The following is a 22,972-nucleotide window of genomic DNA, read 5'->3' on the forward strand; positions in this document are numbered from 1 at the left end:
CACAAGCTATGGCGCAACCATTTACGCAATCGTTCCCTGTTCAGTGGGCAGACCTTGACCCGAATTTTCATGTGCGGCACAGCGTGTATTACGATTGGGGTGCCAGCACACGTTTATATTACCTGCAATACCAGGGAGTAGATACCATGTTCCTGCTGCAGAACAATATTGGCCCTATTTTATTCAGGGAAGAAGCCATTTTTAAACGGGAAATACGCATGGGCGATACGATTGCCGTAGATGTAAAATTGCGACGTGCCCGCCGCGATTACAGCCGCTGGGGCTGGACACACCAGATCATCAAAAACGGGGATACCCTGGCAGCCATTATCAACGTAGACGGCGCTTTTATGGATACCCAGGCCCGCAAGCTTATTGCCCCGCCTGCCAAATTGCTCCACCTCATGGAAGACGTGCCCCGCACCGACAACTTCAGCTGGGACGAAGACGGGGCAATTTGAAAATGACATACAAAAGCACACCAGGCCCTGCCCTCGTGTGCTTTTCCTTTCCCGAATCATGACATCCTTCCCCAAAGCACCATTGAACCCGCTTAGATCATTGACTATTCACTTTTCACCAAAGAAAAAACACGCGGCGAAGCCGCCTCTTTAACCACGCTCCTGGTTGCCCTGCATACATGTTTGTACATTGATTTAATCTAAGCAATTTTTCCTCGAATAACAAACAGAAATTACGCGCTGCAACGTTACATTTGTCGCTTAAACGGGTAGAAAAACAAGAAGCATAGTATGGACGCAAGCGAGTATGGGATGATCACTGCCATTGTGCAAATGATTGAACAAAAACAATACAGCCAACAGCAAATTATAGAACAGATACAACAAACCAGTCACCAGCCTGTAAATACTGCCTGGCTCGAAAACAAGGTACAGCAGCTGTATGCAAGGCACAACACAACAGAATAGCCGCAGCCGGGCTTGGGTGTATTTGCGTAACTTGGTGTAATGAAGTGGAGAAAAATAACGACGCCTGCTGCCGTAAAGGCAACAGACCAGGTGAGTTTTAAAGATAGATTGGCAGCATTACGCGTATTACCCGCATTTTTTAAACTGGTATGGAGCGCCAGCGCCTGGATGACGCTGGTGAACATTTTACTGCGTGTTATACGCGCTGCATTACCGCTGGCGATATTGTATGTAGGCAAACTGATTATAGACGAAGTGGTGCTGCTGAACAGCACACACAACACCATACCCTCGCACACCTATCTCTGGAAGCTCGTGGGTATTGAATTCGGGCTGGCCGTTTTATCAGATGCACTGAGCCGCGCGGTGAGCCTGGTAGACAGCCTGCTGGGTGATTTATTCGCCAACCTCACTTCCGTTAAAATAATGGAACACGCGGCCACACTTGACCTTGACCAGTTTGAAGATTCGGTGTTTTACGATAAACTGGAAAGGGCAAGGCAGCAAACCACCGGCCGTACCATCCTGTTATCACAGGTACTAAGCCAGGTGCAGGATTTAATTACCATGGGTTTCCTCATTGTAGGGTTCGTGGTGTTCAATCCATGGCTCATTGTATTGCTGCTCGCCGCCATTGTACCCGCTTTTCTCGGTGAATCGCATTTCAACAACAAGAGTTATGCGCTTACCCGCGCGCAAACCGCACAACGCCGCGAGCTGGATTACACGCGTTACCTGGGCGCCAGCGACGAAACAGCGAAGGAAGTAAAGATCTTTAACCTCTCCGGTTTTATCATCGATCGCTTTAAAGCGCTCTCCAACAAATTTTATGTAAGCAGCCGCGCATTAACCATACAGCGTTCTGCCTGGGGTACTGTGTTTGCCTTACTGGGCAGTATCGGTTATTATGCGGCTTATGGTTATATCATTTATAAAACCATCAACGGCTCCATCACCATCGGTACCCTCACCTTCCTTGCCGGTTCGTTCAGGCAGCTGCGCAGTTTGCTCGAAGGCATACTGGGCCGTTTCACCACCATTTCGCAAGGCGCCATTTATTTGCGTGATTATTTTGATTTCTTCGATATACAACCACAGATCAACCAGCCACCACATCCATTGCCTTTTCCGCAGCCGCTGCGCGAAGGCTTTCGCTTTGAGAATGTGGGTTTCCGTTATACCAACTCAGAACGCTGGGCCAACCGGCATCTTAATTTTACCCTGCATGCAGGCGAAAAACTGGCGCTTGTGGGTGAAAACGGTGCAGGCAAAACAACACTGGTAAAATTACTCGCCCGTTTATATGACCCCACAGAAGGCCGCATTCTGCTGGATGGCATTGACCTGCGGCAGTACGACCTGGTACAGCTGCGCCAGAACATTGGTGTGATATTCCAGGATTACCTGCGGTACCAGATGAGCTTTTCGCAGAACATTGCAGTAGGTAATATTGGCGAGAAAGAAAACCGGCCGCTGATTGCAGAAGCCGCGCGGCAAAGTCTGGCCGATGCACTGGCCGCCAAACTACCCAATGGGTACGACCAGGCACTGGGCCGCCGCTTCAACAACGGCGTGGACCTCTCCGGCGGCGAATGGCAAAAGCTCGCACTGGCAAGGGCTTACATGCGCAATGCCCAGGTATTGATACTCGACGAACCCACCGCCGCCCTCGACGCCCGCGCAGAGTACGAAGTGTTTCAACGCTTCGCCGAACTCACACAGGGCAAATCAGCCATCCTCATCTCCCACCGTTTTTCCACGGTACGCATGGCCAACCGCATACTCGTGCTCGACAAAGGCCAGCTTCTTGAAATAGGCAGCCACGAAGAACTGCTCGCCAAACAAGGCCGCTACGCCGAACTGTTTCAGCTGCAGGCTGCGGGATACAGATAGATGGTGGGATGGTTATATAGTTTGATGGCTTGATGGTTATAAAGAAAACAACTCATAGCGTCATGCTAAGAGCTGTAACCTTGTTTAGTGCAAATCGCCTCCGGCGAAACCTATAATACTTGCTACGATCGTCTCGACTGTCGATGTCTCGATTCTCGAAACTAATACTCGCTCAGATCACTCACGACTGACGACTGACGATTCACGGTCTCGACTGTCGATGTCTCGATTCTCGAAACTAATACTCGCTCAGATCACTCACGACTGACGACTGACGATTCACGGTCTCGACTGTCGATGTCTCGATTCTCGAAATTAATACTCGCTCAGATCACTCACGACTGACGACTGACGATTCACGGTCTCGACTGTCGATGTCTCGATTCTCGAAATTAATACTCGCTCAGATCACTCACGACTGACGATTCACGGTCTCGACTGTCGATGTCTCGATTCTCGAAACTAATGCTCGCTCAGATCATCTCGACTGTCGATGTCTCGACTCTCGATGGCTTTCCCACTCACTTCGCCAACGTATACACCTTGCCTTCCGTTATGCCCTTCCATTGATCTGTGCGGAAAGGCACTGCAGGAAAACCGGCATTGTTAAACAGGTTGGCTTCACCAGCATCATCTGCCCAGGCATAACGCACTGCTACCGGGTGTGCTACATTAGCTGCAGATACCACTACCGTGCTGCCATGAATTGTAGCTGCTGCAGGATAAAACTGCTTGTCTGCACCGGCAACGTAAAAGCCTTTCAGCACATCAGTTCCGGTTTTGGTTTGCATACCTTCTGCATGGGTAAACGATAGCGTAACCTGGCTGCCGCTTGTTTTCATAGATGCATAAACAGGCCCGGTATATTCGCTGCTTAAACCATAGGTATTGTGCAACGCAACAGCGGCCAGTCTTTTGCCTACATCCTGTTTGTTTTTGGGATGAATATCTTTTGATTCACCAATATCCGTGGTAACAGCCATGCCTGTTGCAGGTAATGACAACGTGCGGGTTTGCGCTTCACGCAACTCGGCCCATGTGCTGCCATTGGCATTGCCGCCTGCGGAATTGAAGCTGGCCAGCTGTACAAAGTAAAAAGGGAAATTACCCTGCTTAAAATGTTTGCGCCAGTCGGTGATCATCAGCGGGAACGAAGTGCGGTACTGGTAAGCACGGCCTGCATTGTTTTCTCCCTGGTACCAGATAGCGCCTTTAACAGACAGTGGCAGCAAAGGATTGATCATGGCGTTGTACAGCAACGAAGGCATGGAATTAGGACCTACCGAAGTACTGATGGTCGATATGGCTTCCACCTGGAAAGACCAGTTGCCTGTTAATGATTGTTTGTGCCCGTTTACATCAAGAAACATTTCCGCAGCATCACCGTATATGCCGCCGCCACCACCGGTATCAAGCACCTTCACGGCAATCACATTCTTACCGGCTTTCAATACGCCTGCGGGAATAGTGTACACACGTTTGTCATTGTATACTTTACTGCTGCCTACATGCACACCGTTTACATAACTGTCATCAATATCATCAATAGTACCGAGCGATAATACGGCTGTTTTACCCGCATCGGCCGCATCTACGGTAATGGTTTTCCTGAACCACGCCGTTCCGTCAAAGTTTACAAGTTGTTTGGTTTCCCAGAGTGCGGGCAGTGCCATAACAGGCCATGACTGGTCGTTAAAATCAGCCTGGTTCCAGCTTGCCGTTGCACCCGGTGCAGGTAAGCCGTTCTGCAGCTGCTGAATCAGCTGCATCATTTTTTCGTGCTGGCGTTTGGCCAGTGCTTCCACATCACCGGGTTTTACAGTTGCTACCGCCTGCTTCAGCTGCGGATCGCCCGCAATACCGTCAGGACTAATCCATGTCTCCACATCCGTACCGCCCCATGATGTATGAATCAAACCAATGGGCACATGCAATTTCTGGTACAACGCTTCTGCAAAGAAATAACCTACTGCAGTAAAATCTCCTGCATTCGCCGGGTTGGCCGGCAGCCAGGCGCTTTTGTCCACATCATCTTTCGGTGTGCCCGATACGGTTCTGGGTAAATAAAAGTGACGGATATTGGGATTGTTGATCTGCTGGATTTCCTGTTTGGCATTTACCACACCACTTACATGAAATTCCATATTCGACTGGCCACTGCAAATCCATACATCACCCATCAGCACATCGCTGAGTGTAATGCTGTTGGTACCATTTACCTGCAAAGTGTATGGGCCGCCGGCCTGTTCGGCACGCAGCTGCACCATCCATTTGCCGTCTGCACCTGTAGTTACTGTTTTAGACTGGTGGTTGAACTGAACGGTTACCTGCTCCCCCTTGTCGGCCCAGCCCCATACCGTAATGGGTTTGCCGCGTTGCAGCACCATACCGCTGCCGAAAATATTGGGTAAACGCACCGTACTGAAAGCTGAGACACCCAGCAGCAGGGATGCTGCCAGCAAAAGATTTTTTTTCATATGCATTAGACAATTACAGTATGGTGCAACTTACTTATTTAACCCCGAAAAAAAACACCGTATCGGTGAGGCACGTTAAATAATTGTTGAAATGACAAATGACGGTTCGGTGGTTTCATTTGAACACTTGAACAATTGAACGATCAACCACGTGTTGAGTAACATGCAACTTCAAACATTAAACGTTAAACCCTTAAACAATTGCACCTCCTTTCCTGTATTACACACATGCAGCCAGTTATAGCTATCAACGATCTTTGCAAGCAGTTTGGCCATGTGCAGGCAGTCAGCCATTTATCGTTTACGGTACAGCCCGGTGATGTGTATGGCTTCCTGGGGCAGAATGGCGCGGGCAAATCAACCACCATTCGTATGCTGCTTACACTGATTGCGCCAGACAGCGGGGATATAACCCTGTTCGGGCTGCCCCTGCGCAGCAGAAGAAAAGAAATACTGCGCCAGGTGGGCGCTGTGATCGAAAAACCTGATGTATACCCCTACCTCTCCGCCTACGATAACCTGCGGTTGTTTGCACGCCTTAAGCAGGCACATACAGGCAAGCAGCAGCTACTGCAGCAACTGGAATTACTGGGATTGGCAGAACGTGCGTTTGACAAGGTAAAAACCTTTTCACAGGGTATGAAACAACGCCTCGGTATTGCCATTGCACTCATCAACGATCCGCAGCTGATTATACTCGATGAACCAACCAACGGCCTCGACCCGCAGGGCATTGCCGATATCCGCAACCTGGTTTTGTGGCTTAGCAGGGAGCGCGGGAAAACAATACTGGTTTCCTCGCATTTGTTGTCAGAAATACAGCAGGTGGCCACCAGGCTGGTGATCATCGACAAAGGCCGCCGGTTGCTGGAAGGCGAAACAGCACAATTGTTTAATCCCGCTGAAACCATCGTGGAATTACAAACCGGCAACAATGAACGCACCCTGCAATTGTTAGCGCAAAGCGAGTGGCAGCAAGGGCTGCAGCCTGCCAGGCAAACATCGGTGGTATTAAAAATGCACAGCAACGATATACCTGCATTGAACAAATGGCTGGTAGCAAACGGCGTGGCAGTAAACCTGCTGCAACCCCGGCATTCACTGGAAGACTATTTTTTACAAATAACCTCAGGCAAACAGCATGTGGACGATTTTACAGGCAGAACTGTTTAAGATATTCAAACGGCCGCGCACATATATCGCCTTCGCCGCCATTGCAGCATTGATCACCATGGTGCAGGTGGGCATGAAGGCAGATGGCGACAGCTATGTGAAATTTATGCTCAGCACACTCGGCGGCAATTTTGATGTACAGGGCAAGATTATGAACGGCTACCTGGTTTGTTACATCATTCTGCAAATGCTGCTGGTGCACGTGCCGCTGCTGGTAACACTGATAGCAGCCGACACCTTTTCCGGCGAAGCCAATACCGGCACCCTGCGGTTGTTACTCACTACACCGTATTCGCGCACGCAATGGGTACTGGCCAAATTTACCGCCGTGGTTATTTATACCCTGCTGCTGCTGGTATGGCTGGCCATACTGGCCCTGGTACTAAGCATGGCCGTGTTTGGCACAGACGACCTGTTTTTATTCAAATCAGATTATGTGGTACTTATCCGCGAAAACGATGTATTCTGGCGTTACTGCGCTGCTTTTGGCTTTGCAGCCCTGGCCATGATTACTGTTGCCGCCGTAGGTTTCCTGCTGTCCATATTTGCAGACAATTCCATCGGCCCCATTGTAGCCACCATGAGCATCATCGTATTTTTCTCTGTGCTCAGCACCATGAATATTCCCTTGTACAATACCATTAAACCCTACCTCTTCGTTACCCACATGAACAGCTGGAAAGAGTTTTTTGACGAACGCGTTACAGAGAACAACGAAGCGGTTGCAGGCAGTATTCAATACCCTATGCGCATTGTACACAGCGTGCTGGTATTGGGTATTCATATCCTAGTACTGCTGGGCGCAGCTGTATGGTTCTTCCGTAAAAAAGACATCTTAAGTTAAACAACATGAACATCGCACACCATAGTTTCCTTGTCCGTTACCGCCGTATGCTCTGCCTGTTATGCTGCATTGGTTTTACAGCTACCGCAGCACAGGCACAGGATGTATCGGCCCTGGTGGCCAAAGTACGCGCCAAGATTGACCAGGTAAATGACTATACCGCAGAAGGCCGCTTAAAAACCAATATTGCTTTTTTAAAAGTGCCGGTGAGCAGGATCAAGACCTATTTCAAGAAGCCCGATAAATTCCGGTTGCGCAAGGAAGGCGGCATTTCCGTATTGCCCAAAGGCGGCTTCAGCGTAAACATGCAATCACTCATACTCTTTAACGATGCCATGGCCATTGCAGCAGGCGATGGTGTGGTAGACGGTGTAAAGACAAAGATTGTAAAGCTGCTGCCCAACAATGAAAACAGTGATGTAATACTATCAACTCTGTACATTGATGAAACCAACCTGCTGGTAAAAAAAGCGGTAACCACTACCCGCGAAAACGGCACCTATGATATTACCCTTACCTATGGCCAGTATGCCGCCTATGCCCTGCCAGACAAGGTGATCTTTGCATTTAATACCAAAGATTACAAGCTGCCCAAAGGTGTAACCCTCGAGTTTGAAGATGCAGAGAAGCCCGCAGATGCCAGCCAGCTGAAAAACAAAAAAGGAAAGGTGGAGATTGTATACAGTTCTTATGTAATCAATAAAGGAATTGATGATGCGGTGTTTAAATGAAACCCCGCTGTTGCGGGATTTGTTACATTCAGTGTTTATAACACAACGAGATATAAATGTGGTAAAGCGAATAAGGCAGGTAAATCTTCAGCAGCTTTCCGCCCGCACATTGTCGCTCCATGCGGTTTTTGAGCACAGGCACATACACCCGTTCTATAATGTGTTTAATTTCTTCATCGCCGTGCTGGTACAGGTCGTCCACGGTATCCAGGCAGTCTTTCAGGTGCGATACATTGCACTGCTGCGCCTGGCGGCAGGTGTAAATAGCGAAGCCCAGTATTAATTCTTCCGTATCGCAATTGTAGCGATTGGTGTCTGGAAAACGTTTGGTTAAAACACCGGCTAATTGTTTTGACTGAATCATATCCATAACGCATGACCGTTTAAAAAAGTCATACAGCAATTATCACAAGCGCAATGCCGCATCCCGGCGCCGTGCCAATGCCTGCTGCCATTACATTTCAATAAATATATACGATAAAACCGCCATCTCCGCCCTGCCGAAATGAAAAAAACATTACCATTTTGATAAACGGCGGCGCATTACAACAAGTCCTTTTGTATCATTGCGGAAACACTGCCGCTGGAAAAGCTGAAAACATATCTCGAAAGAATGGGGCCCATTCCGCAGGCCGACTGGGAGCTGTTTGCCACTTACCTGCAGCAACGCTGTTTCAGTAAAAAAACGGTGATACTGCAGCCGGGCATGGTAGAAAACCATTTATCCTTTATAGAAAGCGGCATCACCCGTCATTACACGGAGCAGGGTGAAAAAGAAATCACTTTTGATATCGGGTTCGAAAATACTTTCGGCACAGCCTACGATTCCTTTTTAACCAGGCAGCCCTGCACCTATTTTGTTGCAGCCCTTACCGATGTAGTGCAGTGGAGTATTCAATACGATCACCTCCAGGAAATCTACCTCCGCACCAGTGTGGGGCAAAAAATCGGCCGCCTCAGCGCAGAAGAACAGTTTGTACGCAAAAGTAAACGCCAGATTTCGCTGCTGAAAGACACGGCTGAACAACGGTATCTCGGCCTGTTTACCGATTACCCGCACCTGCTGCAGCACATCCCGCTCAAATACCTGGCTTCGTATATCGGCATTACGCCGCAGGCGCTCAGCCGTATCCGCAAACGCATTTCTTAACCCAGGTTCATTGTACAGGTAACCGGCATGCTGTAGGTTTACAGGCATGAAACAACATACTGCAAGCAAAACCGCACGGTACATGGCTTTGTTCCGCGCTATGGAAACCCGGCGACCGGCAGGTGAAAGATTATTCAGCGATCCTTATGCTGCACGCTTTTTACCCGGCATACTGCGCCTTGCTGCAAAGCTGTTTGCCCGGCCAGGCATGCGTACTTTGTTAACCCGTTATATTGTAAAAAGAATACCCGGTGCCATGTCATCTGCACAGGCACGTACACGGTATATTGATGACCTGCTGCTGCAAACATTACCGCATAGCCGGCAATTGATTATACTTGGTGCAGGCTTCGATACCCGGGCATTGCGGCTCCCTGCCCTGCAGCAGTTACCGGTAATTGAAATTGATCATCCTGCCACAGCAGCACGCAAGCAACAGGCCTTGCAGCATATGCCTGCGCCGGCCCATATCCGCTACCTGCACACCGATTTCAACAACGAAAGCCTGCAGCAGTTACTGCACCGCCAGCATGTTAACCTCAGCCTGCCCGGCACCGTTATCTGGGAGGGCGTTACCAATTACCTTACCCGGCCTGCTATTGATGCTGTATTCAGCACATTCGCTGCGCTGCCGCCAGGCTCTGCCATCATTTTTACCTATGTGCATGCACAGGTGCTGCAACAGCCAGCCAGCTTCTACGGCGCGCCACGCCTGCTGCGTGATCTGCAGCAAATTGGTGAACAATGGCTCACCGGCTTTCATCCCCACCAACTGGCAACCTACCTTCAACAGTTCGGGTTGCAGCTCACCGCCAATAGCAGCGCTGATGACTACCGCAACCGGTACATCCCCTCACGCAGGGAAGACAATAAAGGCTATGGGTTTTACTACACCGCGATGGCCGTTATCCCATAAAATTCAACTAAAAAAACGCATTTTGCTATGCACTGATGATCAAAACAGGTATCTTGGCGTTATAAACTTCCTGCACCATGCAGTTTCACCCTTTCCCCATTTACCTGGATGCAGATGACGGCGAAACCGCGCGTCACCTGCTGGCTATTCCTTCCATCCGTTCCAACGGACTGATTGATTTTTTTATTCCCGAAGTACAACCAGATGATACCATGCTGCCTACCGGCCTGCATATGGTATACGATTTATTGTACAACGAGGTAAAGGTTTACCTCAACGCTTCCCGCATCAAATCCATCGACACTGTAAAAGAGGAAATCCGCAGGCAAGCCTACGCCTGGGCCAGGCTGTCATAAAAACCATCATACCCGCTAATTCCTGTTCCACCACAACTTTGTACCCTTGGTATCGCCGCCAATGGCCTCACCTGCCTGGTGGTAATTGGTACTGTTTACATTGCCTTCACTGATCGGGTAGGTTAACCGGTAAGGTACCAGCTGTACAGTAGGGTCAAGCGAATTGGGTGCAGTGAATAAATCGCTGCCATCTGTTTTTTTGAAATTGAGCCGCACGCGTTCTATCCACGACTGGATGCCCTGCATGTACAAGGCCAGCCATTTTTGTGTGCCGATGCTGTTGCGCCAGTTAGCGGCATCATAAGGCACGGTGGTGATATATGCCTGGGCTGCTGTATCTGCAATACCCCAAAATTTCATATTGGCAGCAATGGCATTCTGGTAATGCCCCTCTGCTGTACCGCTTACTGCATACCCCCTTGCTGCTGCTTCGGCCAGTGCAAACTCTACTTCCGAATAGGTGCAGACGATACCGGGAAAATCAGGCGCATACACCCTGGTGCCGGGATACGAATACACCGTGAAATCGTTGCCAAAGGGCAAACCCAGTCCATAAGGCTTACCCTGGTAACTGCCGTCTCCCTTTGTGGGGCGGGCATATACAGGCAAGCGCGGATCTTTGAGTGAAGTCATAAAATCAACCAGCGTTTTACACATCACATAATCGTTGGGTATGCCGGTGCCGGATTGTTCGTTAAACGGGAACTGGTCGGGCGTGGTAGCGAGGTAAGGAAACAGCGCATCATCGCCTGGTTGCAGCACACCTGCAGCTGCAGCAGCTTCTACCACCTGTTTCGATTTCTCCGGTGCAGCATCAGCCATACGTATACCGATGCGCAGCTTCAGGGAGTTGGCCAGCTTGCGCCATTTGGTAAGGTTGCCCTGGTAAATCAGCTCCCCTGTTTTAAAGGTGCTTTTGGTAGTGTCGAATACAGCCACCTGTGCGTCGAGCTTTTGCACCAGGCTATCGTAAATAGCCTGCGCACTGTCGTAATGCGGCGTAAAATTATTAAGGCCGGTAAGTGCGTCGTGGTAAGGTACATTGCCGTACACATCGGCCAGTGTCTGGTACAGCCATACGCTGAGGATATTGGCAATAGCCGCCTCATTCGGCGATACCGCCGCAGCATTTACACTGCTTAACCGCACTACCTCCTGCAGGTTCGACAGTGCGCCGCTGTACAAGCCCCACAGGGTATTGTTGCAGGCCTCATCCAGCTTGTACTGGCTGTCGCTTTCCTTTTGGGTTTGCGACCAGTATTGGGAATATAACATGCCTATTTTTCCATTCACGAAGTTGTTGTACAATACATCCGATGCCGCTTTCTCCGCACCCGTGATCAATGCATCCGGCGGGGCGGTGGAGGGTTTGGTGGGGTCTGTATTCAATCCTGTAAAACCTTTGGTACAGGCCTGCAGCATACCTGCGAGTAATATACAGCCTGCAGTTATTTTGAGCAATTGTTGTTTCATAGTATGTGTTTTTCCGGTTAAAAGCCAACATTAAGGTTAACGCCATAGGTACGTGTAGAAGGCAGCGCACCGCCTTCCAGGCCCTGTATATTACTGTCTGAATTGATGATGTTTGATGGATCTACATTCGGTGCATTGCTGTGTATCAGCCAAAGGTTGCGGCCGTACAGTGATATTTTGATGGTGCGGCCTTTAATGGCTTTGGCCCATCTTTCAGGCAGCTCGTAGCCCAGGCGCACTTCGCGCAGGTACACATAGCTGGCATCGTACACATTCGCTGCGTTTACATTGGTGCCGAAGTTGTTTTTGAAATGATCTGCAGCACTGATGTGTTTGGTGCTCTCCTTGCCATCTGCCGTAACACCCACCGGCGTAATACCGGTTTCGCGTATGTTATTGGCTGCGGTTACATCCAGCAGACCCGATGCCAGGCCGTACATATTGGTGTACGAGAAGAAGCTGCCGCCGTTCTGGAAATCGATCAGCGCACTCAGTGAAATATGTTTGTACGTAAAGCTGTTGCTTACACCACCCACAAATTTGGGCTGCGTGCTGCCGATGATATGCGTGGCATCGGTAGGTACATAGTGGCCGCTGGTGTCCAGTATTTTGTTGCCGCCGGCATCACGCGTATAGTCGGTACCGGTTAGTACAAAGAGGGGCTGACCAACTATTGCAGCGGTAGATACGGAGTTGCGCCTTCTTTCTGTGCCTACAATATAACGGTCTACATCGGGGTTGTTGGGTACGTTCAGGGCCAGCAGTTTACTGCGGTTCATGGAGTAGTTTACGCCAATATCCCAGGTGAAGTTTTTGCTTTCTACAGGGCGACCGGTGAGTTCTATTTCCAGGCCCCGGCTTCTTGATTTACCAATGTTGGCGAAGTAATAATTGTAACCGCTGGTGGGTGAAACCTGCAAAGGCACAATCAGGTTTTTCGTAGTACGGCTGTACACAGTCGCATCCAGTCCCACCCTGTTGTTCAGGAATTTCAGCTCAAGCCCTGCTTCCACTTCCGTGCTTTTTTCGGGCAGCAGCTGGTTATTGTTGAGGTTGGGATCTTTGGCAATAATGGGGTTGCTGCCAAACAAACCGGGTATGCCATACGCCAGCTGTGTTCTGTACGGGTCGGTATCACTGCCTATCTGCGCCACACTTGCCCTGAACTTGCCAAACGAAAGCCATTTCCATTTCACCCAGTCAGAGAATACGGCCGATAAAGATGCTGATGGGTAAAAGTACGAGTTGTTGCCTGCAGGCAGGGTCGATGCCCAATCGTTGCGGCCGGTGAGTTCCAGGTATACGCTGTTCATATAACCAATTGTAACATCACCAAACACGGAATTAATCTGCTTGCGGAACAGGTATGGTGTGTAGGTAACACGTCCTGCTGCATTGCGGTAATTGTAAATATCCGGTACAATTAAACCCGTAAAGGTGCCGGTGTTGATTTCATCCCGCTGCTGCATGATGTTACCACCTGCTGTGGCGGTGATGTCAAATTTCTTACCGATGTCTTTGCGCACTGTTGCAAGAAACTGGTAGTTCAATTCCTGGAAAGTACGGTCTGTACGGGTATAACCGCCTGTCTGGTAATCTTTCGGTATGCGTTCTTCCTGCAGGGTGCTGAACTGGTCTAAGAACACTTTGCCTGATAAATTCAGCCAGCTGGTGGCTTTTACCTCAACGCCTGCCATACCAAACAAACGGGAGCGGTTATCGCTTTCATAACCTTTGTTGGCTGTCCAGTAAGGTGTGGTGGCCGATGCAGGTGTGGGGTCACTGAATGATTTGCGGTTCCAGCTTACCTGCGATCCATCGGGGAACTGGTAGTATTTCAGTTTGTCAATTTCCAGTTGCCGCTGGCTGTACAGGCTGAATACTTCTGTTGGGTTGGTGCCCGAAAAGCCGGTACCCGGGCGGCCTGTAGCCCTGTTCACCGAGTAGTTGGCACTGGCCAGTGCAGTAATGGCGCTGTTCACTTTATACGTACCGTTAAAGCCCAGGTTATTGCGGCTGTTGTTGGCATTGGGCAGCATAAACTTTTGCGAGAGGTTGCTGTACGACAAACGGAAAGTGCCCTTATCACTGCTGCCTCCCACGCTTACACTATTGGTAAACGTTAAGCCGGTTCTGTAAAAATCACGCACATTATCCGGCTGCGGCAGCCATTTACTGGTGGTTCCGAAGTAGGGATTGTTTTTATCCCTGTCAAATGAATAATACGGGCGTATCACCTGTCCTTTCAACTCAGGCCCCCATGATTCATCCGCAGCAAACTGCGGCATCAGGTCGTACCCGCCTTTTACCGGGTCGGTGTACGTGCCTTGTCCGCTTGCAAACTGTTCCGGGTTTTTGCTGTACCATAAGGTATCAAAAGAAGAGGCAACAAAATTCGGATCAGCGAGATTGGCACTGCCGCCGCCATACCTGTTCTGGTAACCGGGCAGTTTGTATACTTTATCCATCTGCGCGTTGAAGCTGTAGGTAATACCGAGTTTACCACCGCTGCCGCCGCCTTTCTTTGTTGTGATCAGCACTACCCCGTTCGATCCGCGGCTGCCGTACAATGCAGTGGCAGCAGCACCTTTCAGCACCGATACCTGGTCAATATCATCAGGGTTGATATCTTGTATGGGACTGCCGTAATCGTAACCGCCGCCACCGATCTGCTGGTTGTAGCTGGGTACCGGGTTGTTGTTGCCCATGAATATGCCATCCACTACAAACAAGGCATTGTTGTTTCCCGTGATAGATTTGTTACCGCGTATGGTTACCTTGGTTGAACCACCCATGGAACCTGAGTTACCATTGATCTGCACGCCGGACAAGCGGCCCTGCAATGCATTCACAAAATTGGTTTCCTTGGCCGTTTGCACCACATCACCCTTTACTTCCTGCACACTGTACCCAACAGCCTTGCCTTTTTTCGACAAACCCAATGCAGTTACTTTTACTTCCTGCAATTGCTGTGTGTTGGCGGCTGAGTTTAACTGTACAGGCAGGGGCTTGTCAAATGCAGTGAGCACAACAGTTTTAGCCTCGTACCCTACGGCAGAAAACTTTACGGTTTCACCGGGTTTAAAAGGAATACTGAATGTGCCGCTTTCTGTACCGGTATAGCTTTTACCATTGCTGTACGTAACGTTTACAAATGCAATGGGATGGTTGGCAAAATCAGTTGCCGTTCCTTTCACCATCACTGAATCTCCTGTTTTGGAAGTATCAGGAACAGCAGCAGTTTTTGTACTGTCGTGCGGAACAGCTGCAGTGCTGTCATGTGGAGCATTTACCACACCTGTATCTTTCTTCAGCGAATCAGTTTGTGGTGTTTTTCCAACACCACTGCTATCTGCTGCAGGTGTTGCAGCTGCAAGCGGTGTAAACTTAAACTTGTTGCCTTCTGCAAACTGCACCTGGAAATTATCCATATCAGGCAGTTTGAAAGCACCCAGTTTTGCACTCTGGAAAATGATGATGATAGAATCACCTGCATTGGTTTTTAACGAGAACCTGCCGTCATCGGCAGTTGTGGCCTGGCTTTGCAGGGCCTTTGACTGAAGGGTGTAGCCAGACTGGGGTGTACCATCCAGGCCAAGCAGTTTTCCATTTACCGTTTTCGGTGAGCCCTGTGCCATAGCGAACAATGAAAAGAGCATACAGCAACAGGTTAGGACAGCGGACGTTTTTACAGGCATAGCGTAATAGTGGCTAGGTTAACAAAGAAATAATTCCGCTAAGCGACCAAAAACGTTGCCAAAGCTTAAGAAAATGGTTGAATGAATCCACTCACCCTCACGATATCGATTTCTTAAACTCCATCGAATCCGCCATAATATCGTTAAGATGCCTGTTCGTGTGATAGATGATGTATTTAAGCCAGTCCGTCACCGTCATATCGCCCAGGTATTGGTGCGGGTAGGTTTTATGGGTAATGGCAATTTCACCGCTCAGCAGTGCCTGCTTCAGCGCTTCGCGTTGCGGGGTAAAAATGGCTTCAAAACTGGAGTAGTCGGTAACAGCACCCTGCAGCTCCCGTAACTCTGTTTCGGTAATTTTAGGGCCTCCCTGGTAGTCAACTACAATCTGTTGCAGCCTGGCGTCACCGTATAATTCTTCGGTAGCTGCAACAGATGTGGTATCGCTTTTCAGCAAATTGATCGTGCGGTTGTCACTGATGCAGATGTGCTCCAGCAGGTCGGCGATGCTGCAGGTTTCTTCTTCTTTAAACAGTAATTCAGTAGCGGAGTATTTGTCAACAATATCCAGTGTGTTGCGTGTATTGTTATCGAGTTCGGCTAAGTAGTGGTTCAGATCCATGTGTTGTTGTTAGGTAGTTATTCAAAGGGCGGTACTGTAATGCAGGCTATTCAAGCCTTTTGTTGATGCGCTCATCAATCAGTTTAAACAGGTCTTCCGGTTTATAGGTACGCCAGTTTAAAATTTCCATGAGCTCTATATAGTAGTTGATCTTCTTTTTACGGAAATCATACTGCGAGGCTTCGGGCAGGTTCAGCAGCACAATCCAGCCGTTTTCGTCGGTTACTTCTTCAAACCATTCCTGGTAGTAGTCGCGGTCACCGCTGTGAAAATTCAGCACATTTTCGCCTACCAGGATGTATTTGGTAATGCCTTCCTTAAACAGGTGGTCAATTACATCACGCTTCAGCGTCATAATATCGTTTTCAATGGCATCGTTCCACTCGCCTATCAGTTCAATCACCACAAACTGCAATTCATAATCTGCATAAATAATTTTCAGGTACAGCGTGCGGCTGCCAAACTCATCCCATTGCGGGTGAATGTAATAGTTGTATACGGTTTGCGAAAATTCAAACTCGCTGTAGGTACGGCCAAAGAAGGGCGACCGCTGATCTTCTTCAGCGGTGTACATATGTCGCCAATTAAAAAATGGTTCTATATCATGCATACAGCTGCAAAGGTAACAATCTGCGAAAAAAAAAGTGCCATAGAATACTATGACACTTTTTATCATTATCTGGCATATACCCGCGCAGATAAACTGCACCCGGTATATTGGTTAACCATGATCGTGCGGCAGGGTTTGCTCGTTTTCGAGGGCTTTCAGTTTCAGCTCTTCGAGTTTCTTTTTGCTGTAACTCATTTTCGAAATCAATACAAACAATACCGGCACCACGAATATCGCCAGCGTGGTAGCCGCAAGCATGCCGCCCAGTACCGTAAAGCCGATGGTATTACGCGCCTGTGAGGCAGCGCCGGTGGCCAGTGCCAGCGGCATAATACCCAGGATAAACGCCAGGGAGGTCATGATGATCGGGCGCAAACGCAGCTGTACCGCCTGCAGGGTGGCATGGGTAATATCAATACCCCTGTCCACACGCTCCTTCGCAAATTCCACGATCAGGATGGCGTTTTTGGCTGCCAGACCGATAATGGTGATCATACCAATCTGCGCATAAATGTTATTGGACAAACGTGGTACAAACGTGAGTGCGAGGATGGCCCCCAGCAAACCGATAGGCACCGCGAACAATACTGAGAACGGAACAGACCAGCTTTCGTACAGCGCTGCGAGGAACAGGAATACGAATACTACCGATACCGTAAACAGCAGCAATGTACTGTTACCCGCAATAATCTCTTCGCGGCTAAGACCGGAGAACTCATAACTGTAACCGGCTGGCAGTGTCTGCGCTGCTACTTCTTTCAGCGCCTCGATGGCCTGACCGCTACTGAAGCCTGGTTTGGGTGTGCCGTTGATTTCAATGGAACGGTAAATGTTATAGTGTGATAACAACGCCGGCGCTTCTGTAAGGCGTGTAGTCACCAGCGCGTCCAGCGGAATCATATTGCCCTGGCTGTTGCGTACGTATATTTCGTGCAGGTTGCTCAGCGATGAACGGTAACTGCTGTCAGCCATCGTTACCACGCGGAAGTTGCGCCCGTACAGGTTAAAGTCATTGATATAACTGCTGCCCAGCATGGTGCTCATGGTAGCATATGCATCTGAGATAGATACACCCAGCTTCTTGGCCTTATCCCTGTCAAGGTCTACGCGGTAGTTAGGCGTATGCGTGGTAAAGAAGGTATAGGCGAGGCCTATTTCAGGGCGCTGGTACAACGCACCCAGGAATTTCCTTGCTACGTTTTCAAACACCTGCGCACTGTCTGTGCTGGTGGTTTGCTGCAGCTCGAACGTGAAGCCTGATGTTTGCCCCAGGCCCGGGATCGCCGGCGGAGCAATTGGCAGGATACGTGCTTCTTTAAGATCGCTGGTACGTTTTACGATTTCTGCAATTACACCCTGCAGCTGCTCTTCCTTGCTTTTGCGGTCATCCCAGGGCTTCAGGGCCACGAACATGGTACCCACGTTCGATTTATTGGAGAAGCTGATGGCATTCAAACCGGCCAAACCACCTACTACATTCACCGCAGGAATGCTCTGTACGCGCTGCATAATGTCTTTCAGCATAGCCACACTGCGGGCGGTAGAAGTACCTTCCGGCAATTCATATGTTACGAACATGCGGCCTTCATCTTCCGTAGGGATAAAGCCGGTTGGTTTTTTCGCAAACAGCAAGCCCAGGCCTACAAACAATACCAGCATCATGATGATCACATAACGGGTACCCCTGATCCATTTGGCTACACCTTTACCGTAAGCAAATGTTACCTTGCCAAACCACCTGTTAAACCGGTCGAAGAATTTCTCCAGGAAGTTCTTCCTGGCACCTGCTTCCTTGCTTGGTTTCAGCATCATGGAACAGAGTGCCGGTGTTAACGACAAGGCCACAAAAGCCGAGATAACCACAGACACGGCGATGGTGATGGCGAACTGCTGGTACAGGCGGCCTACGATACCGGGTGCAAAGCTCACCGGCACAAACACCGCAGCCAGGATAAGGGCAATGGCCACAACCGGGCCAGAGATATCTTTCATGGCCTTGTGGGTTGCCTCTTTCGGCGTCAGCTTTTCATGGTCTATATAATGTTGTACCGCTTCCACCACCACAATGGCGTCATCCACCACAATACCGATGGCCAGTACAAACGCAAACAGCGTAAGCGTGTTAATGGTAAAGCCAAAAGGAATAAAGAAGATAAAGGTACCGATCAGTGATACCGGGATAGCCAGTACAGGAATCAGTGTGGCACGCCAGTTCTGGAGGAACAGGAACACCACCAATGTTACCAGTATCAGCGCTTCCACAAATGTGTGCAGTACTTCTTCGATAGAAGCAGATACCACAGTGGCTGTTTCCAGCGGCACAGCATAATCCACATCAGGCGGAAAACGCTGCTTCAGCTCTTTCATGGTTTTGATGATACCGTTGTACGTATCAAGCGCATTGGCGCCAGGCGCCTGGTAAATAAGGATAAATGCGCAGGCTTTGCCATTTACAAGGGCATTGTTGCTATAATCGAATTTACCCAGCTCAACCCTGGCTACATCTCTCAAACGCACCAGGCTTCCATTGGCAGGCGTGGTACGAACGATGATATTTTCAAACTGCTCTTTTGTTTTTAAACGGCCGTTGGTTAAGATGGTGTACTCAAAGCTTTGTACCGTAGGCTGCGGGTTGCCGCCAATGGTGCCGGCTGCAATCTGCAGATTCTGTTCGCTCAGTGCAGCGGCAATATCCGTTGTGGTCATGTTCAGCGCAGCAAGCTTCTGCGGGTTCAGCCATACACGCATACTGAAGTCATCGGCACGGGTAATAATATCACCTACACCCTTCACGCGCAGCAAGGCATCTTTCAGGTAAATATTACTGTAGTTACCCAGGAAAATGGCATCGTGCGAACCCTTGGGCGAGTACAGGGCAAGGGCCATCATAATACTCGGGTTACGCTTGCGTGTGGTTAAACCCAAACGTTTTACCGCATCCGGCAGCGCAGGTTCGGCAATACTTACACGGTTCTGCACATCGAGCGTGGCAATGTTTACATCGGTGCCTATTTCAAAGTTTACGGTAATGCTGCTCTGGCCGCTGCTGGTACTGTTACTGCTCATGTACGTCATGCCAGGCGAACCATTGATCTGCGTTTCAATGGCTGTAGTAGTGGTTTGCTCCACGGTTTCAGCATCGGCACCTGTATATGTACCGGCCACAGATACGGTGGGCGGTGTAATATCGGGATACTGGGCAATGGGCAGTGTAGTGATGGAGATTAACCCCACCAGTACAATTACGATCGAAATTACAATCGCTGTAACCGGTCGTTTTATAAAAGTATCTGCTATCATTTTTTAACATCTTTTACGTGCGCAGCAGCTGCCTGCTTTTGCACGGCTCATGGTTGATGAATAGGTCTGTCTTATACTACACGCTATCTTATTTTTTCTGACCGCCGGCTGCAGCAGCACCGGGTGCCTGCGGAGCAGCTGTGGTTATCTCAGCACCTTCATGCAGGTTTTGCATACCCTGCACCACTACTTTCTCATCGCCTTTCAGGCCGGTTTTTATAATCACATTGGTACCCAGCTGTTTGCCCACTGTTACTTTGGTCTGGTGTACTTTGCTGCTGTCGCCCACTGCGTATACAAAAAACTCACCCAGCTGCTCGGTAATGGCATTGTAAGGAATAATGACAGATGGTATAGAGCTGTTGTTGCGCACACGCACCGTAGTGTTCATACCGGCACGCAGCAGTTTCTGGGTGTTGGGAAATACCAGGCGGGTTTTGATGGTTGCAGTCTGCGGGTCAACGGCACGGTCAATAAAGCTGATGGTGCCGGGATATTTGTATACATCACCTGCAAATGCGATGGTAAAAGTTGAATCTTTGGCACTATTGCTTTTCTGCTGCAGTTGTGCAAAGCGGTAAATCTCGCTCTGGTCAACCACAAAGTCAACCGCCATCGGGTCATCGGTAGAAACAGTATTCAGTACCGAGGTGCCTGCAACCACTGAAGTACCTACTTTCACCTGCGAAATACCGATGGTACCGGTGAAAGGCGCGGTAATGGTAGAGAAGCGTACATTGGCCTGTACAGAACGTACGGTAGCTTTGGCAGCATCTACCTGTTTCTGGGCTGCAGCGAGTGCGGCATCTGCATTATCTACCTGCTGTTTGGCTATCGCATCATTTTTGTCCAGTTCGTGGTAGCGGTCGGCATCTTTCTGCGCTTTCACCAGGTTGGCTTCCTGCACTGCCACATTGGCCACTGCCTGCTGGTAATTGGCATTGTACACCTGCTCGTCGATGGTATACAGTTTTTGCCCCTTGGTTACCTTGTCACCATCTTTAAAAAAGATACCCGTAACATAACCCGTAACCTGCGGGCGTATTTCAGTTTGATTCAATGCTGTAACAGTGCCGGGATACTCATCGTTATACACAGCATGAATGGTTGTTGCATCTGCAACCTTCACCGGTACAGCTTTGGGCGCCTGCTGTTGCTGCTGAGCATTTTTATTACCACAAGCTGCCAGAGCCAACATGCCAATCATTACAGAACCTGACCAACGTACATTTTTCATATTAAGAGATAGTTTACGCATGAATGAATTGTTGTGATGTTTTTCTTAAGGGTTAATGGTGCCAAGTGCTTTCTGCACGTCAATTTTGCTGCTCAGTACCTGGTACAATGCATTGGTATAGTTTACCTGTGCAGTGCGCAGGTCTGTTTCCGCATTTACTACTTCAATGTAGGCCTTCACACCCGAGCGGTATTGCAGGTTAATGGTGTTGTACACTTCCTGCGCCAGGTCAAGGTTATCTTTCAGAATGTTGTAGTCGCTGAGGTTGCTTTTGTAAGCGCTCAGTGCTGCCACATACTGTGTGTTTACATTGTTTTTCAGGTTCTGTATATCCCAGTCAACCCTTTGCAGCTGCAGTTTTGCCTGCTTAATTTCCTGCGTGCGTTTACCACCCTGGAATATCGGGAACTTGAGTGATACGCCTGCGTACGAGTTGGGCAGGTTGTCACCATATAATTTGGAGAATCTGTTGTCGAGATAGTTGGCATTGTAGTCGGCAAAGGCGCTCACTTCTGGAATAAAGCTCCATTTGCTGTATTTAACCTGTGCTTCCTGCAGCTGGCGCTGTGTTTGCAGCAGCTGGTATTCGATGCGCTGGTCGTACCGTACGGTTTGCAGGGTATCGAAGAAGACTTCATTTGCCAGTTGCACAGAATCGTAATGCAGCTTCAGCTGCAGGCTGTCCGGGTAGCCCATTTCCAGTTTCAGGCTGGCGTATTTGGCTTTCAGTTGTTCTTCCCCGCTTTTCTTCTGGGCTTTGGCATTGTTCAGGGCTATGCTGGCACGCTTGTAATCGGTTTTATCAACCACACCGCCCTGGTATTGGTTATAGGCATCTTTATAGCTGCGTTCAAGGCGTACAATATCTTCATCTACCAGCCGTATCTGCTGGCTGGTAAGCAGCACGTCAAAAAATGCCTTGCTTACGTTGGCCGCAATATCAATACGGTTGCTGGCTGTGTTTTGTTTGGCCTGTGTACGCACGGTTTTAGCAGTTCTGCTGGCAAGCAGTACATCCCTGTTAAACAAGGTCTGATCCAGTGTAAACTGCCCGGCAGAGACGTTCTTGGTGCCAGACTGTATGGTTTGGCCATTGAACACAATTTTCTGCAGCTGGAAATTGTGCTGCAGGCTGTAATTGAAATTTACCTGCGGATACCAGTCTGCCAGCCTGCCCTTGATCTGCGATTCGGTGATCTCTTCGTCAATCTCCGACTGCCTGGCAATGGGCTGGTGAACCAGTGCGTACTGCACACAATTTTGCAAGGTAGCTTCCGATGGTAAAGAATCGTTCCTGGTTTGCGCTTGTAATAATGAAAATCCGCTCCCTATCAAAAGGAACGACATTGTGTACATTGATCGTTTCATAAGTTCAATAATATCCGGTTTATTCAATTAAATCCCATTTACATTAATCGGCAGCAGGCTACAGGCTTAGATACTAAGCAGTCGAAACTTCAGGTTTTGTTTCTCTAAGGAAGAGTGCTGCAAATGTAAGGTGATTCCTCACAATAAATCAAACGTTTGTTTAATAATATTTATAGTCGGCCACAGTAGCGCTTT

General features: G+C 49.1%; 18 protein-coding genes. 9 read left to right on the forward strand and 9 right to left on the reverse strand.

The features are described 5' to 3' along the window. The first annotated feature begins 8 nt into the window (after positions 1-8). The 3 genes from DXN05_RS19945 (at position 9) to DXN05_RS19950 (ending at position 2,822) form a co-directional block, all read left to right on the forward strand. Positions 9-461 carry an acyl-CoA thioesterase gene (locus tag DXN05_RS19945; protein ID WP_116849053.1) on the forward strand — a complete coding sequence of 151 codons (453 nt, stop codon included), beginning with the start codon at positions 9-11 and terminating at the stop codon, positions 459-461. Positions 462-752: 291 nt separating this feature from the next. Beyond that, complete coding sequence (locus DXN05_RS24765; protein WP_158559363.1) at positions 753-929, forward strand: hypothetical protein; 177 nt, start codon at positions 753-755, stop codon at positions 927-929. Between the two features lie 39 nt (positions 930-968). After that, positions 969-2,822 carry an ABC transporter ATP-binding protein gene (locus DXN05_RS19950; protein ID WP_170148883.1) on the forward strand — a complete coding sequence of 618 codons (1,854 nt, stop codon included), beginning with the start codon at positions 969-971 and terminating at the stop codon, positions 2,820-2,822. Positions 2,823-3,343: 521 nt separating this feature from the next. Here DXN05_RS19950 and DXN05_RS19955 read toward each other — a convergent pair. Continuing rightward, positions 3,344-5,299, reverse strand: coding sequence for a sialate O-acetylesterase (locus DXN05_RS19955; protein ID WP_116849054.1), 1,956 nt, complete (start codon positions 5,297-5,299; stop codon positions 3,344-3,346). Positions 5,300-5,527: 228 nt separating this feature from the next. Between DXN05_RS19955 and DXN05_RS19960 the strand changes: the two genes are divergently transcribed. The 3 genes from DXN05_RS19960 to DXN05_RS19970 are packed head-to-tail and all read left to right on the forward strand — an operon-like array spanning position 5,528 to position 8,047. Next, positions 5,528-6,472, forward strand: coding sequence for an ABC transporter ATP-binding protein (locus tag DXN05_RS19960; RefSeq protein ID WP_116849055.1), 945 nt, complete (start codon positions 5,528-5,530; stop codon positions 6,470-6,472). Next, complete coding sequence (locus tag DXN05_RS19965) at positions 6,441-7,316, forward strand: ABC transporter permease (protein WP_116849056.1); 876 nt, start codon at positions 6,441-6,443, stop codon at positions 7,314-7,316. Before DXN05_RS19960 ends, DXN05_RS19965 begins: the two co-directional genes overlap by 32 nt. Positions 7,317-7,321: 5 nt before the next feature. Beyond that, positions 7,322-8,047 (forward strand): LolA family protein, encoded by a 726-nt coding sequence (locus DXN05_RS19970; protein ID WP_245975255.1) that lies wholly within the window; start codon positions 7,322-7,324, stop codon positions 8,045-8,047. Positions 8,048-8,075: 28 nt separating this feature from the next. Here the strand turns inward: DXN05_RS19970 and DXN05_RS19975 are convergent, their stop codons facing one another. Continuing rightward, positions 8,076-8,417, reverse strand: a complete 342-nt coding sequence (locus tag DXN05_RS19975) for a DUF7674 family protein (protein WP_116849057.1) — start codon at positions 8,415-8,417, stop codon at positions 8,076-8,078. 243 nt (positions 8,418-8,660) lie between these two features. On the opposite strand from DXN05_RS19975, the gene DXN05_RS19980 reads away from it, so the two are divergent. From DXN05_RS19980 to DXN05_RS19990, 3 genes are all read left to right on the forward strand, one after another. Beyond that, positions 8,661-9,197: a Crp/Fnr family transcriptional regulator gene (locus DXN05_RS19980; RefSeq protein ID WP_245975256.1), complete on the forward strand. Its 537-nt coding sequence runs from the start codon at positions 8,661-8,663 to the stop codon at positions 9,195-9,197. A gap of 46 nt (positions 9,198-9,243) precedes the next feature. Beyond that, on the forward strand, positions 9,244-10,113 hold the full coding sequence (locus DXN05_RS19985; RefSeq protein WP_116849059.1) for a class I SAM-dependent methyltransferase: 870 nt from the start codon (positions 9,244-9,246) through the stop codon (positions 10,111-10,113). Positions 10,114-10,190: 77 nt separating this feature from the next. Then, the gene (locus tag DXN05_RS19990; RefSeq protein ID WP_116849060.1) at positions 10,191-10,469 is read left to right on the forward strand and encodes a hypothetical protein; all 279 of its coding nucleotides are present in this window, start codon (positions 10,191-10,193) and stop codon (positions 10,467-10,469) included. A gap of 15 nt (positions 10,470-10,484) precedes the next feature. Here the strand turns inward: DXN05_RS19990 and DXN05_RS19995 are convergent, their stop codons facing one another. The 7 genes from DXN05_RS19995 to DXN05_RS20025 all read right to left on the reverse strand — a co-directional run bounded on the left by DXN05_RS19995 (position 10,485) and on the right by DXN05_RS20025 (position 22,663). Continuing rightward, positions 10,485-11,942, reverse strand: a complete 1,458-nt coding sequence (locus DXN05_RS19995; protein WP_116849061.1) for a SusD/RagB family nutrient-binding outer membrane lipoprotein — start codon at positions 11,940-11,942, stop codon at positions 10,485-10,487. A 17-nt stretch (positions 11,943-11,959) separates the two neighbouring features. Continuing rightward, positions 11,960-15,601, reverse strand: coding sequence for a SusC/RagA family TonB-linked outer membrane protein (locus tag DXN05_RS20000; protein ID WP_158559365.1), 3,642 nt, complete (start codon positions 15,599-15,601; stop codon positions 11,960-11,962). A 136-nt stretch (positions 15,602-15,737) separates the two neighbouring features. Continuing rightward, complete coding sequence (locus DXN05_RS20005) at positions 15,738-16,262, reverse strand: DinB family protein (protein WP_116849063.1); 525 nt, start codon at positions 16,260-16,262, stop codon at positions 15,738-15,740. A gap of 46 nt (positions 16,263-16,308) precedes the next feature. Then, complete coding sequence (locus DXN05_RS20010) at positions 16,309-16,836, reverse strand: hypothetical protein (RefSeq protein WP_245975258.1); 528 nt, start codon at positions 16,834-16,836, stop codon at positions 16,309-16,311. Between the two features lie 147 nt (positions 16,837-16,983). Beyond that, positions 16,984-20,172: an efflux RND transporter permease subunit gene (locus tag DXN05_RS20015; RefSeq protein ID WP_116849065.1), complete on the reverse strand. Its 3,189-nt coding sequence runs from the start codon at positions 20,170-20,172 to the stop codon at positions 16,984-16,986. A gap of 88 nt (positions 20,173-20,260) precedes the next feature. Continuing rightward, entirely contained in the window at positions 20,261-21,409 is a 1,149-nt protein-coding gene (locus tag DXN05_RS20020) for an efflux RND transporter periplasmic adaptor subunit (protein WP_116849066.1), read from the reverse strand. A 45-nt stretch (positions 21,410-21,454) separates the two neighbouring features. Then, entirely contained in the window at positions 21,455-22,663 is a 1,209-nt protein-coding gene (locus DXN05_RS20025; protein WP_245975259.1) for a TolC family protein, read from the reverse strand. Between the last annotated feature and the right edge of the window lie 309 nt (positions 22,664-22,972).

The sequence above is a fragment of the Deminuibacter soli genome (assembly GCF_003412455.1).
Classification (GTDB): Bacteria; Bacteroidota; Bacteroidia; order Chitinophagales; family Chitinophagaceae; genus Deminuibacter; species Deminuibacter soli.

What these genes read in the sequence shown, in the direction of transcription:
- DXN05_RS19955 (WP_116849054.1), bottom strand. Translation starts at nt 5,299, where the DNA reads ATGAAAAAAAATCTTTTGCTGGCAGCATCCCTGCTGCTGGGTGTCTCA.
- DXN05_RS19945 (WP_116849053.1), top strand. Translation starts at nt 9, where the DNA reads ATGGCGCAACCATTTACGCAATCGTTCCCTGTTCAGTGGGCAGACCTT.
- DXN05_RS20015 (WP_116849065.1), bottom strand. Translation starts at nt 20,172, where the DNA reads ATGATAGCAGATACTTTTATAAAACGACCGGTTACAGCGATTGTAATT.
- DXN05_RS19995 (WP_116849061.1), bottom strand. Translation starts at nt 11,942, where the DNA reads ATGAAACAACAATTGCTCAAAATAACTGCAGGCTGTATATTACTCGCA.
- DXN05_RS19970 (WP_245975255.1), top strand. Translation starts at nt 7,322, where the DNA reads ATGAACATCGCACACCATAGTTTCCTTGTCCGTTACCGCCGTATGCTC.
- DXN05_RS20005 (WP_116849063.1), bottom strand. Translation starts at nt 16,262, where the DNA reads ATGGATCTGAACCACTACTTAGCCGAACTCGATAACAATACACGCAAC.
- DXN05_RS19980 (WP_245975256.1), top strand. Translation starts at nt 8,661, where the DNA reads ATGGGGCCCATTCCGCAGGCCGACTGGGAGCTGTTTGCCACTTACCTG.
- DXN05_RS20010 (WP_245975258.1), bottom strand. Translation starts at nt 16,836, where the DNA reads ATGTACACCGCTGAAGAAGATCAGCGGTCGCCCTTCTTTGGCCGTACC.
- DXN05_RS19985 (WP_116849059.1), top strand. Translation starts at nt 9,244, where the DNA reads ATGAAACAACATACTGCAAGCAAAACCGCACGGTACATGGCTTTGTTC.
- DXN05_RS19990 (WP_116849060.1), top strand. Translation starts at nt 10,191, where the DNA reads ATGCAGTTTCACCCTTTCCCCATTTACCTGGATGCAGATGACGGCGAA.
- DXN05_RS20020 (WP_116849066.1), bottom strand. Translation starts at nt 21,409, where the DNA reads ATGAAAAATGTACGTTGGTCAGGTTCTGTAATGATTGGCATGTTGGCT.
- DXN05_RS24765 (WP_158559363.1), top strand. Translation starts at nt 753, where the DNA reads ATGGACGCAAGCGAGTATGGGATGATCACTGCCATTGTGCAAATGATT.
- DXN05_RS19950 (WP_170148883.1), top strand. Translation starts at nt 969, where the DNA reads ATGAAGTGGAGAAAAATAACGACGCCTGCTGCCGTAAAGGCAACAGAC.
- DXN05_RS20000 (WP_158559365.1), bottom strand. Translation starts at nt 15,601, where the DNA reads ATGCTCTTTTCATTGTTCGCTATGGCACAGGGCTCACCGAAAACGGTA.
- DXN05_RS19965 (WP_116849056.1), top strand. Translation starts at nt 6,441, where the DNA reads ATGTGGACGATTTTACAGGCAGAACTGTTTAAGATATTCAAACGGCCG.
- DXN05_RS19975 (WP_116849057.1), bottom strand. Translation starts at nt 8,417, where the DNA reads ATGGATATGATTCAGTCAAAACAATTAGCCGGTGTTTTAACCAAACGT.
- DXN05_RS19960 (WP_116849055.1), top strand. Translation starts at nt 5,528, where the DNA reads ATGCAGCCAGTTATAGCTATCAACGATCTTTGCAAGCAGTTTGGCCAT.